This is a genomic window from uncultured Novosphingobium sp. (assembly GCF_964277725.1).
GTDB classification, from domain to species: Bacteria; Pseudomonadota; Alphaproteobacteria; order Sphingomonadales; family Sphingomonadaceae; genus Novosphingobium; species Novosphingobium fluoreni.
Map to the genome: position 1 here is coordinate 1 of NZ_CAXYKL010000202.1, position 11,996 is coordinate 11,996.

At 63.2% G+C, this 11,996-nt stretch carries 11 protein-coding genes and 1 tRNA gene; 8 read left to right on the forward strand and 4 right to left on the reverse strand.

Going from position 1 to position 11,996, the window contains the following annotated elements; all coding sequences use genetic code 11:
• Window positions 1-112 precede the first annotated feature (112 nt).
• Window positions 113-203 (reverse strand) — tRNA-Ser (locus tag ACHWRX_RS11425).
• Window positions 204-277: 74 nt separating this feature from the next.
• Between ACHWRX_RS11425 and ACHWRX_RS11430 the strand changes: the two genes are divergently transcribed.
• The gene (locus ACHWRX_RS11430; RefSeq protein ID WP_394659309.1) at window positions 278-1,456 is read left to right on the forward strand and encodes a peptidylprolyl isomerase; all 1,179 of its coding nucleotides are present in this window, start codon (window positions 278-280) and stop codon (window positions 1,454-1,456) included.
• Window positions 1,457-1,572: 116 nt separating this feature from the next.
• Here the strand turns inward: ACHWRX_RS11430 and ACHWRX_RS11435 are convergent, their stop codons facing one another.
• The 3 genes from ACHWRX_RS11435 to hemF form a co-directional block, all read right to left on the reverse strand.
• Complete coding sequence (locus tag ACHWRX_RS11435; protein ID WP_394659338.1) at window positions 1,573-3,684, reverse strand: RelA/SpoT family protein; 2,112 nt, start codon at window positions 3,682-3,684, stop codon at window positions 1,573-1,575.
• 83 nt (window positions 3,685-3,767) lie between these two features.
• Window positions 3,768-5,222, reverse strand: coding sequence for a S41 family peptidase (locus ACHWRX_RS11440; protein ID WP_394659310.1), 1,455 nt, complete (start codon window positions 5,220-5,222; stop codon window positions 3,768-3,770).
• Between the two features lie 104 nt (window positions 5,223-5,326).
• On the reverse strand, window positions 5,327-6,190 hold the full coding sequence (gene hemF / locus ACHWRX_RS11445) for an oxygen-dependent coproporphyrinogen oxidase (protein WP_394659311.1): 864 nt from the start codon (window positions 6,188-6,190) through the stop codon (window positions 5,327-5,329).
• Between the two features lie 44 nt (window positions 6,191-6,234).
• Between hemF and pdeM the strand changes: the two genes are divergently transcribed.
• The 7 genes from pdeM to ACHWRX_RS11480 all read left to right on the forward strand — a co-directional run bounded on the left by pdeM (window position 6,235) and on the right by ACHWRX_RS11480 (window position 11,988).
• A complete protein-coding gene (pdeM, locus tag ACHWRX_RS11450) occupies window positions 6,235-6,909 on the forward strand; it encodes a ligase-associated DNA damage response endonuclease PdeM (RefSeq protein ID WP_394659312.1) in 675 nt (224 codons plus the stop codon).
• A 164-nt stretch (window positions 6,910-7,073) separates the two neighbouring features.
• Entirely contained in the window at window positions 7,074-7,592 is a 519-nt protein-coding gene (gene infC / locus ACHWRX_RS11455) for a translation initiation factor IF-3 (RefSeq protein WP_058736524.1), read from the forward strand.
• A 113-nt stretch (window positions 7,593-7,705) separates the two neighbouring features.
• The gene (cobA, locus tag ACHWRX_RS11460; protein WP_394659313.1) at window positions 7,706-8,482 is read left to right on the forward strand and encodes a uroporphyrinogen-III C-methyltransferase; all 777 of its coding nucleotides are present in this window, start codon (window positions 7,706-7,708) and stop codon (window positions 8,480-8,482) included.
• The gene (locus ACHWRX_RS11465; protein ID WP_058736526.1) at window positions 8,479-8,775 is read left to right on the forward strand and encodes a DUF2849 domain-containing protein; all 297 of its coding nucleotides are present in this window, start codon (window positions 8,479-8,481) and stop codon (window positions 8,773-8,775) included. The genes cobA and ACHWRX_RS11465 overlap by 4 nt, the downstream gene beginning before the upstream one ends.
• Window position 8,776: 1 nt before the next feature.
• Complete coding sequence (locus tag ACHWRX_RS11470; RefSeq protein WP_394659314.1) at window positions 8,777-10,405, forward strand: nitrite/sulfite reductase; 1,629 nt, start codon at window positions 8,777-8,779, stop codon at window positions 10,403-10,405.
• Window positions 10,406-10,452: 47 nt separating this feature from the next.
• The gene (locus ACHWRX_RS11475; RefSeq protein ID WP_394659315.1) at window positions 10,453-10,881 is read left to right on the forward strand and encodes a DUF934 domain-containing protein; all 429 of its coding nucleotides are present in this window, start codon (window positions 10,453-10,455) and stop codon (window positions 10,879-10,881) included.
• A gap of 282 nt (window positions 10,882-11,163) precedes the next feature.
• On the forward strand, window positions 11,164-11,988 hold the full coding sequence (locus ACHWRX_RS11480; protein WP_394659316.1) for a phosphoadenylyl-sulfate reductase: 825 nt from the start codon (window positions 11,164-11,166) through the stop codon (window positions 11,986-11,988).
• The last annotated feature ends 8 nt before the right edge of the window (window positions 11,989-11,996 follow it).

The following is an 11,996-nucleotide window of genomic DNA, read 5'->3' on the forward strand; positions in this document are numbered from 1 at the left end:
GGGGTGCTGCCTCCATTATTACCAGACCAAGAGCAAGATGTTGGTTGGCATGTTGGTTGATCGTGGCGGTAACGGACAAATCCCAGCGATATCAATGCCTTACAAGAGCAGCTGGCGGAGCGGGAGGGATTCGAACCCTCGATACGCTTTTGGCGTATACTCACTTTCCAGGCGAGCGCCTTCGACCACTCGGCCACCGCTCCGCGTGCACTGGAAGGGGGCCCCTAGCGTGCGGCGGGGGGTTACGCAAGACGTGCGGGCGTGGCATCGAGCGATTATGGTTCGACGGGTCATGATGTTGGGTTGCGGGCTCCTCACGATCGGGGGTGGCGTGGGCTTTTCCGCCCTTGCGGAGGCAGGGTCTGATGGCGGCTTGAAGCCGGCACTGGCCTCAAAGACGCCCGCGCAGGTGGTTGCAGAGGCGCAGCCGGGCGAGTGGATCGCGATTCCGGCGGAGGATCTGCTTATCCTGGAGCTTTCCCCCGCTGTTGCCGTGCCGCTACAAGAAGCTGCGCCCGAAGCGGCATCTGTGGAAAAACCAAAGGGAGGGGAGGCCGTCGCCGCTCCGTCTTCGCCGGTTGCCCAGCGGGACAGCATTACACCGCGGGATATCGTAGTGACCGGGCCGGTTGCGCCTGCGATTGCACTTCAGCGGGTCGTGATCCAGTTAATCGGGCCGCCATACTCGCAAGGCTGGGTTTCGAACATTCGGTTGCTGGCCGCGCAGCATTGGTGGGACGGGTTGGCCATCGTCCGGGTTCAAGACAACTACGTCGTGCAGTGGGGTGATCCGGACGCGGCTGAGCCGGCGCTGGCGCGCGCGCTGCCCTCGCACCTCCAGAAAATGCCGCCGGCGGACTACGTGGCGGGTAAGCCGGGCGAGTGCGGACGCTTTGCCGAAATCTGCCCCCCGCAGTCGCTAGGCTACTTCACCACCGACGCGATAAAGGACGCCTATGCCGATAGCGCCGGCTTCGTGGCGGGCTGGCCGGTGGCGGTGCGGGGGGCGCGTAGCTGGCCGGCGCATTGCTACGGCACGGTCGGCGTGGGCCGCGAGAATTCGCCCGATACGGGTAGCGGGGCGGAGCTATATGCCGTGATCGGCCAGGCGCCGCGCCAGCTGGACCGCAATATTGCCGTGGTGGGCCGCGTGATCGAAGGCATGGAGCATCTCTCTTCACTTCCACGCGGAACGGGCGATCTGGGCTTCTATGAAAAGGCGGAGGAGCGCGCGCGCATCGTCTCGATCCGGCGTGGGAGCGATGTGCCGGACTTGCCCGGGTTTGAGTATCTTTCAACCACCAGTCCCAGTTTCGCGACATATGTACAGGCGCGCGCGAACCGGCAGGATGCATTCTATGTGCAGCCGGCCGGCGGGGTGGATGTGTGCAACGTACCGGTGCCAGTGCGACGTGTGGCAGTGCCGGAGGTGGCGTCGGTGAAAAAACGGCGCTGATCGTCCGGTTTTGAAGTCCGCCCGGAGGCCTTGGCTGCGCAACCGGTGTCTCGACTTCGCTCGATCCGAGCGGGGGCTTGTCTAAGCTCGTAAGACATCCCGCCGCAGTGGAATCCCTAAATGCGCTGAGCTTCGGAGACGGCGTCGCTGGCGCGCAGGGAGCCGATGATGCGTGTCAGGTGCGCCAAGTCAGACACCTCCATATCCACCTCGTACGTGCCGAATGGCTCATCGCGCTGGACCATCTGCAGGTTGACCACGTTGGCGCGGTTGCGCGCCAGAATATCGGTGACTTCCGCCAACGTGCCGGGGCGATTGTATAGCACCAGGCGCAGGCGTCCGATTGCACCGGTGGTGCGCTCTCCCCATGATACGTCCAGCCAATCGGCATCGACGCCGCTGGCCAGCGTCATGCAATCGATGGTGTGCACTTCCACCTTCTGATCGGAGCGGCGCAGGCCGACGATGCGATCACCCGGCACCGGGTGGCAGCACTCGGCCAAATGGAAACCCATGCCGGGCGTGAGGCCCTTGATCGAGATCGCCTGCTCCTGCACCGGCCAATCGATGTCCTCGGGCAGTTCCGCGGTGCTGCCGGGGCATATCGCTTCCATCACCTGCCGGTCCGTCAGGCGGGCTGAGCCGATGGCGACCATCAGTTCCTCCTCGTCCCGCAGGCCAAGGCGACCGACGCCGGCCGAGATCGCCTTCTTGCCGATCTTGCCAGGCAGGCGCGAGATAATCTCGTCCAGCAAGGTCGAGCCGATGGCGGCGATTTCCTGCCGCTCCTTGGCGCGCACGGCGCGGCGGATGGCAGCACGTGCCTTGCCGGTCACGACAAAGCCCAGCCACGCCAGCTGTGGCTCGGTATGCGTGCTGCGCACGACTTCCACGACGTCCCCGTTGGCCAGGCGCGTTCGCAGCGGCACGAGGCGACCGTTGATCTTCGCCCCCACTGCGGAGTTACCCAGCTTGGTGTGGACCGCATAGGCGAAATCCACCGCGGTCGAACCCTTGGGCAACTGGTGCAGCGCACCCTTGGGCGTAAAGGCGAAGATGCGATCGGCGTAGATCGCCAGCTTGGTATGCTCCAACAGTTCTTCGGCATCGTGGCTGGCATCGACGATCTCGATCAGATCGCGCAGCCAGCCGACCTGGCCGTCAGGCCTGATGGCGCTGCCAGGCTTGTCTCCACCCTGCTTGTAGGCCCAGTGCGCTGCCAGACCGAACTCGTTGGTGCGGTGCATCTCATGGGTGCGAATCTGCACCTCCATGCGCATCGAATTTTCGTAGATCAAAGCCGTGTGCAGCGATTTGTAGCCGTTGTTCTTGGGCGTTGAGATGTAGTCCTTGAATCGCCCTGGGATCATCTGCCAGGTCTGGTGCAGGATGCCGAGCGCCCTGTAGCAATCCCCTGGCGTGTCCACCAGGACGCGAAACGCCATGATGTCAGTGATCTGTTCGAACGTAACATGGCGCTCGCTCATCTTGCGCCAGATCGAATAAGGGTGCTTTTCCCGGCCCGCCACTTCGACGACAAGTCCCGCCTCGGCCAGCGCCTGGCGAACGGCGAACGCGATGGCGTCCACCTGCCCGCCTTCCTGGTTGCGGATCTGCGCCAGGCGACCGGTGATGATGGCGTAGGCCTCGGGCTCCAGCTGCTCGAACGCCAGCAACTGCATTTCACGCATGTATTCGTACATGCCCACGCGCTCGGCCAGAGGCGCGTAGATATCCATGGTCTCACGCGCAATACGGCGGCGCTTGTCTTCACTCTTGATGAAGTGGAGCGTGCGCATGTTGTGCAGCCGATCCGCCAGCTTGACCAGCAGGACACGCAGGTCCTCGCTCATCGCCAGCAGGAACTTGCGCAAGTTCTCCGCCGCCCGCTCATTCTCGGGCATGGCCTCGATCTTGGAGAGCTTGGTGACGCCATCGACCAGACGGGCCACTTCGGGGCCGAACTTTTGCTCGATCTCCTCCACGGTGACGAGCGTGTCCTCGACGGTATCGTGCAGCAGCGCAGTGATGATGGTCTGCTGATCCAGCTTCAGCTCGGTCATCAGGCCGGCCACCTCTATCGGGTGGCTGAAATAGGGATCGCCGCTGGCGCGCTTCTGGCTGCCGTGCTTCTGCACGGTATAAACATAGGCGCGGTTCAGCAGGGCCTCGTCGGCCTCTGGCGCATACTCAAGGACACGTTCGACAAGTTCGTACTGGCGCAGCATTCCCGTACCACCATGTGGCATTTTTCCCCACGGCGGCAAGGGTTATGTGCGCTGGCGCGATCCTCCGGAGGCTGCCCCGTTGCCTAGAACAGGCCGGGCACGTCCAGCTGCGCCGCGTTCGGCTTGGCAGGACGCAGCAGGTGCATGCCCGAACCGGCTGTGGCAGAGGCACTGGCGGTGCTGGAAATCGGGGTGCAGGAACGCCCCGCCAGGAAGCCTAGCGCGGCGCTGATGGATTGCTCCTGCGGATCGCCCAACGACCGGAAGATATCATCGCCCGCCTGGCAGGTGACCGCCATCTGGCTGGCGAGGCCAGAATAATACTCACCCTGCCGCGCGGAGTTCTCAGTTTTCAGGGCGACGGCGCGCAAGCGGTCGTCGCATTCCGAACGGTCGAGAGCGATCTGTCCTACCGGCTTGCCAAAGGTGTTGTCACCGATCAGCGCGACGTTGTTGCCCAGGAACGGACGTTGCGCGTTGATCACCAGCTCGCTGGCGGACGCGGTGCGCCGTGTGCCGATGAACGCAACCTTCGTGGCGGCGATCGCCTGCGGTTGCGAACCGATGATATTGGTGACGTTCTGGCTCGCCTTGGAAGGCCGGAACGTTTCGTAACTCAGCACTTGGCCGGCGCGTTGGGCGTTCAGCAATTCGCTGAACAGGTTCGCCACAGAGATCAGGCCGCCGCCGTTATAGCGCAAGTCCACGATCACTTCGGTGACCCCTTGCGCCTTGAAATTGGAAAAAGCTTCGCGCAGCGCACGGTCAGCAGGGCCAACGAAAGTCCGCAAGTTGATGTAGCCCACCTTGCGGCCACCATCGTCGATGATCCTGATGCCGAAGCGCGAGGAGATCGGCGGAATATCGAACGGACGCTTGATGATCGAAATAGTGATCACCGCAGAGTTCGGCTGACGGATCTGCAGGACGCGCCCGGTGCCGTCGGTATCTGGGCCCAAGGCATCGGACACCGCGTCCCATCCGCCCGCCTTCACCAGATCGGGTATCGTGCGAAGATTGCTGTTGCTGGTGCCGATCGCCAGGATTTCCGTTCCGCGATCGAGACCCGCCGACAGGCCCGGCGCACCTTCGTAGGCGTCCACCACAAACAGCTTGGGATCGGAATAGGCCTGGAACTGCACGCCGAACCCGGCCGAGGTGCCGCTGGAATAGAAAGCGTCCTCTTCCTTGATCGACGTCACGTGCGTGAAAAAGCGATCCTGCCGCTTGGCGCGCGCAGGTGCCACCAGAGCATCGACGTAATCATTGAGATCGCTGAAGCTGGCTGGGTTGAGGCCCTGCGCCAGATCGCCTGGAAACAGGTACCACTCGTTGAGCTGCCCCAGCGCCCATTGCTGGCGCGAGGCAAGAGAGCAGGCCGCGGAGGGAGTCGGCGTCGGACTGGGTGAAGGACTGGGCGATGGCGCCGGGCTGGCGGTGCCGCCAGAGCTGAAGGAACCGCCATCCCCGCCCCCGCCGCACCCGGACAACAGGGCCAGCGCCGCCATAGCCGAAGTGAACGTGCCCCTGTGCTTCATACCCGCCCTCAATGCCCTTGGGCATCAGGATTAGCGGCTGATATGCCCAAGTCAAAGCAGGTTATGTGACAGTCCGGAGTTTGGCCTCTCCATCGGAACTCACCTCAGCTCCAGGTGGCTTCGGGCGGCAAACTCATCAGGATCGCGTCGATGTTCCCGCCGGTCTTGAGGCCGAACAGCGTGCCGCGATCGTACACTAGGTTGAATTCGGCGTAACGTCCCCGCCATTCCAGCTGCCGCGCTTTATCGGCCGGAGACCAGGCCATGCCCAGGCGACGCCGCACGATGCGCGGAAAAACCGCCAGGAACGCTTCGCCCACCGCCTTTGTAAAGGCGAAGTTCGCCTTCCACTGCGCTTCATCCGCGCACTCACGGTGGTCATAGAAGATCCCGCCCACGCCGCGGTGCACGCCGCGATGGGGGATATAGAAGTATTCATCCGCCCAGGCCTTGTAGCGATCATAAGACCCGGGCGCGCCAAGATCGCACGCGGCCTTGAACGCGGCGTGGAATTCGGCCGTATCCTCATCATACGGGATCGGCGGATTGAGGTCCGCGCCGCCGCCGAACCAGGCTTTGGTCGTCGTAAGAAAACGGGTGTTCATATGGACCGCCGGAACATGCGGGTTCGCCATGTGCGCCACAAGGCTGATGCCGGTGGCGGTGAACGCATTGTTCTCGGCACTGGCACCGTGGACGCTGGCCGCGAAGTCCTTGGCGAAACCACCACCCACGGTGGAGACGTTCACGCCGACCTTTTCAAAGGCCTTGCCTTTCATAACACCGCGCGTGCCGCCGCCGGTGTCCCCCGCCTCACCTTCCAGCGCCTCGCGCTTCCACGGGGTATATTCGAAAGTGGCCTCGCTGCCGACCTCGCGCTCAATCGCTTCGAACTCGGCGCAGATCGCATCGCGCAAGTGCTCGAACCAGGTACGGGCGCGGGCGGTGAAGGGTGTCCAGTCGGTCATCAGGGGCGCTTGCCAAATCATGGCGGTTGCGGCAAGGGCGCTGCATGGTTCCCTTTTCGTTCTGTGGCGAGGAGATGCGGCTGGTCGGCCGTGCGCTTTACTGGCCGCGTGAACAGGCGCTGCTGGTCGCGGACCTGCATCTAGAAAAGGCCAGCTTCTTCGCCCGCGCTGGGCAGTTGCTGCCTCCTTACGACAGCCGGGAAACGCTGGAACGGCTGGCGCTTGCCATCCGCGAAAGCGGCGCCCGCCGCGTCTATGCCCTGGGCGATAATTTCCATGATGATGGCGGCTTCGGCCGGCTTGAGCCACACGCCGCCGGCATGCTGGCGGCGCTGACCCGGGCGGTGGAGTGGGTCTGGATCACCGGCAACCACGATCCCTCGCTGGAAAAGGCGGCGGGCGGCGATGTGGTCGAAGAAGCCAAATTGAGCGGCCTGATCCTTCGCCACAAGGCCTATCCTGGGGAAATCGCGCCGGAATTGTCGGGCCATTTCCATCCCAAGCTGATGATCGCCACGCGCGGCCGCCGCATTTCCCGCCCTTGCGCCGTGGCGAGCGAACGGCGGATGATCCTGCCCGCGTTCGGGGCCTTGACCGGGGGGATGGATGCCGGCTCGACGGAGATCCTGGCGGCGATGCAACCGGCCAGAACGATCGACGCGATTTTGCCCGCAAAAGGTCGTCTCGTGCAGTATCCCCTCTGGCGCGCGGCGGCCTGACACCCCATATTGCGGTCAGCAAAATCGAAGAAACAGCTGCGCGGGAACTGGACGCGCCATTTCGCACTTTGCTTGCACGTCAAATTCGCAGTATTGGCGCGCATTCCACCATAACGTGTAAACGACTCAGGAGAACGCATATAGCACCCCCACCCCGGCGCAGCATGGCGCCACCGGTCAAGAGCGGACCGCGCTACAACAATCTGATCCAGTCAGACAAAGTCCGTGTGATCGATGAAAACGGTGAGAACCTGGGCGTGTTGTACACGCGTGAGGCGATCGAACAGGCGGCGGCGGTAGGCCTCGACCTGGTAGAAGTTTCGCCGAACGCCGATCCGCCGGTGTGCAAGTTCCTTGATGTCGGCAAGTTCCGCTACGAAGCGCAGAAGAAGGCCAACCTCGCCCGCAAGTCGCAAAAGACGCAGGAGATCAAAGAGATCAAGATGCGTCCCAATATTGACGATCACGATTATGACGTGAAGATGCGCAACGTTGCGCGCTTCATCGATGATGGTGACAAGGTGAAGGTGACACTGCGTTTTCGTGGTCGTGAGCTTTCTCACCAGCAGTTGGGCATGGACTTGCTGCGCCGTGTTCAGGCCGATGTGGCCGAGACGGCGAAAGTGGAGGCCTACCCGCGCATGGAAGGCCGCCAGATGCTGATGGTCCTTTCACCCAAGTAACAGGTTTGCCCCCTCCTCGAAAAGGGGAGAGGGGCAACCCCTAAAGCCCACCTACAGACCGCTTAAGCCAATATGGCTGGCCCCGGTCGAGCGATCGGGGCATGGGCGCGATCATGGCAAGCACTCCATCCGAACCCCGCGTCGGCACTGTCCACTTGGTGGGCGCCGGGCCGGGCGACCCCGATCTCCTGACCTTGCGCGCCGCGCGTTTGCTGATGTCGGCTGGACTGATCGTGCATGACGGCCTCGTCTCGCCCGAAATCCTGGCGATGACGCGCGGCGGTGCCCGACTGGTTTCGGTCGCAAAGGCCCGCTCCAATCACACTATGAAGCAGGAAGATATCAACGCCCTCCTCGTGCGAGAGGCTCTGGCCGGGCAGGATGTCGTACGGCTGAAAGGCGGCGATCCTTTCATCTTCGGTCGCGGTGGAGAGGAAGCGGAGGCATGCCGCGCCGCCGGCGTGCCGGTGCAGGTGGTGCCCGGCATCACGTCTGCCCTGGGCGCTTCGGCCGCTGCCCAAATCCCGCTGACGCACCGCACCAGTGCCTCGATCGTCAGCTTCGTCGCCGGACAATGCAAGGGCTTGAGCGAGCAGAACTGGGCTGGCCTCGCCGGCAAGGATCGCACGCTGGTCATTTTCATGGGCCTCGCCACGGCGGCGCAGATCGCGGAAAAGCTGATGGCGGACGGCCTCGCACCGGAAACTCCGGTGGCGGTAATCGAGAATGCGACCCGTTCCGCGATGCGCGTTTTGCGCGGACCGCTTGCGGGATTGCCCGACCTGGTGCAGGGGCATCGCGTCCGTAGTCCCGCATTGATCGTCATCGGCGATGTGGCGGCGGAACAAGATACAACCGTGCGCGCGATCGCGCTGGAGGCAGCACAGTGAAGATCCTGACCGGCAACGACCTGAAGAGCGGCGCCGTCATCTGGTGGGATGGCCAAGGCTGGTCGCTCCATGTCAATGACGCCGCCGACGTGGCCGACCAGGGCGCGAACCTCATCGCGCGTGAGGAAGCGGCCCAGAACGTGTTCGCCGCCTACGTCATCGACGGCGAAAAGACGGCCGACGGTGTGCGCCCCGCGCACATCAAGGACCGTATTCGCGCGCTCGGCCCCACGGTCCGCCCCGACCTGACGCTCAAGCCCGCCGATCCTTCAGCCCTCAACTGGGTGATCTGATATGTACAAGTATGATCAATACGACCAGCAGATGGTCGACACCCGCGTCGAGGAATTCCGCGATCAGGTGCGCCGCCGCCTGTCCGGCGAGCTGACGGAAGAGCAATTCCGCCCGTTGCGCCTGCAGAACGGCCTCTATTTGCAGCTGCATGCCTACATGCTGCGCGTAGCGGTGCCCTATGGCACGCTCAGCAGCGCACAGATGCGGCTGCTGGGCGACATCGCAGACAAGTACGATCGCGGCTACGGCCACTTCACGACGCGCCAGAACATCCAGTACAACTGGATCAAGCTGGAGGACACCCCCGACCTGCTGGCCGATCTGGCCGGCGTTGAGATGCATGCCATCCAGACCAGCGGCAACTGCATCCGCAACATCAGCTCCGACCAGTACGCCGGTGCCGCCGCGGACGAGCTGATCGACCCCCGTCCTTACGCAGAGCTGCTGCGTCAGTGGTCCAGCTTCCACCCCGAATTTCTGACCTTGCCGCGCAAGTTCAAGATCTGCGTCATCGCCAGCGACACCGACCGCGCCGCGATGAAGCTGCACGATATCGGCATCCAGATGGTGCGCAGTTCCGCTGGAGAGATCGGCGCGCAGTTCTACGTGGGCGGCGGCATGGGCCGTACACCCATGATCGCGCCGATGATCCGTGACTTCGTGCCGTTGGATCAGTTGATCACGTACTCGGAGGCGTGCCTGCGGGTGTACAACCGCTACGGCCGTCGCGACAACAAGTATAAGGCGCGGATCAAGATCCTGGTCCATGAACTGGGCAAGGACGAATATACCCGCCAGGTCGAAGAAGAGTTCCAGCACCTGCTGAGCCAGGGCATCGAGCCGCCGATCGCCGAGCTCGATCGGATTAAGCAATACTTCGGCGACCCTGCGTTCGAGACCGGCCTGTCCGACGATCTGGACCTGTCCGACCCCGACTTCCGCCTGTGGGTGGAGCGCAACACGCAAAGCCACAAGCAGGCGGGCTACGTGATCGCCACGGTCAGCCTGAAGCCTGTGGGCGGCATCCCAGGCGATGCCACCGCCGACCAGATCCGCCTGATGGCCGAGATCGCGCGGGACTACAGCTTTGACGAGCTGCGCGTCACGCACGCGCAGAACATCGTTTTCCCGCATATCCGCAAGGCCGATCTCTATACGATCTGGCAGAAGCTGGACGCCGCGGATCTGGGCACCGCCAACCTCGACACCATCGGCGATATCATCGCTTGCCCCGGCCTGGACTATTGCAGCCTGGCCAACGCACGTTCGATCCCGGTGGCGCAGAAGATCTCCGAGCGGTTTGCCGAAAAGCAGGCCGAGCTGGGCGAGCTGAAGCTGAAGATCTCGGGCTGCATCAACGCCTGTGGCCATCACCACGCCGGGCACATCGGCATCCTGGGCGTCGACCGCAAGGGCAAGGAGAATTACCAGCTCCTTCTGGGCGGATCGGAAGGCGCGGATACCTCGCTGGGCCAGATCACCGGCCCCGGCTTCGACGAGGACGGCATCGTCGGCGCGGTGGAAAAGGCGACAGAAGTGTACTTGGCCCAGCGTGAAGGCGAGGAGCGCTTCCTCGATACTTATCGCCGCATCGGCATGGCTCCGTTCAAGGAGGCGCTCTATGGCTAAGTGGCCCGATCCCACCCGTCCCGCTCGTCCGTTCCGGAAGTCGCTCCATGTCTGATGTTCAGTTCCGTTTCCGCGATGACGAGCCGGTATCCGACCCTGCAGTTACAGTCGGCTCCTTTGCCGACCAGACCAACGCCACCGCCGTGCGGGTCGAGCCGGGCGATGATGCGCGCGAACTGCTGCCCCATCTCGATCGCCTGCGGCTGATAGAGGTGAATTTTCCCGCCTGGACCGACGGGCGCGGTTATTCCTCCGCGCGCGTTTTGCGCGAAGCCGGCTTCACCGGCGAAATCCGCGCGGTGGGTGATGTCGTGATCGACATGCTGAGCCACCTGAAGCGCTGCGGCTTCGACGCCTATGCGCCTGAAAAACCGCTCAATCCTGCCGATGCCCAGGCCGCGTTCGATCGCTGGGCGGACGTGTATCAAGCCACAGCCGACGGCCGTCAGCCGATCTGGGCCAAGCGTTACGGCTAAAGCAGAGTGGGCCTGGAAGCCCGCTATGTTTAGGTTGGGTATGCCTTCGACAGCCCTTCCGAACATCCCTCACCGAGAACCCGTTTGGAGGTTTCACTGCGTCGTTGCCGCCGTTGTGAAATAACGCAGTGGCACCGACGAGAAATCTCTACCGCCAATTAGCAGAAAATCCCGCTAAACCCGGTGTTCCTTTTTCTTCGTCGACTCTGGCTGCTCCGCAACCCATGTGAACGTGACTAGAAAAGCCCGTGTCGATTTCACGGGCCATTCGGGATCGACATCATGTTCAAGGATATCGAAGCCAAGCTGGAGCCGCAAAGCGCCGATCGTATTCGCGATCGGCTGGACACGTCGGCACGCTTCAACGAGGCGGATGCGCTGCGGCTGAACGGCCTGTTTCGCGGCACCGACACTGTCGAGATGCTGGAAACCCTGCTACGTGAACAAATGGCCGGCGATGTGGCGATCGTCTCCAGTTTCGGCGCGGAAAGCGCGGTACTGCTGCATCTGGTCAGTCGCATCGATCCCACCGTACCGGTGCTGTTCCTCGATACCGGCAAGCACTTCCCAGAAACGCTGGCTTATCGCGATGCCCTGATCGCCCGGCTTGGGTTGACCGACGTTCGCAATCTCACCCCCGATGCGAATGACATTGCCAAGCGCGATGAGACGGGCCTGCGCTGGTCCTACGATCCTGACGGCTGCTGCGAAATCCGCAAGGTGAAGCCTTTGGCAAAGGCGCTAGCGCAGTTTGACGCCACCATCACCGGGCGAAAGGCGTTCCAGGCGGCCACGCGCTCCAGCCTGCCCCGCTTCGAGATCGACAAGACTGACGCTCAAGGCCGCTTGAAGATCAACCCACTGATCGACTGGTCGGCGGAGGACATCGCTGCCTACGTCGCCGCGCATGATCTGCCCCCGCACCCGCTGGTGGCGGAAGGCTATCCTTCGATCGGCTGCTCGCCCTGCACCAGCAAGGTCGCGCCGGGCGAGGATGCCCGGTCCGGCCGGTGGAAGGGCTGGGACAAGACTGAGTGCGGCATCCACGTCGGCGGCGTCAGCAGCGTTTCCACAGACCTGCCTCCGGGATACGATCCGGTCTTCTAAGACCTGGT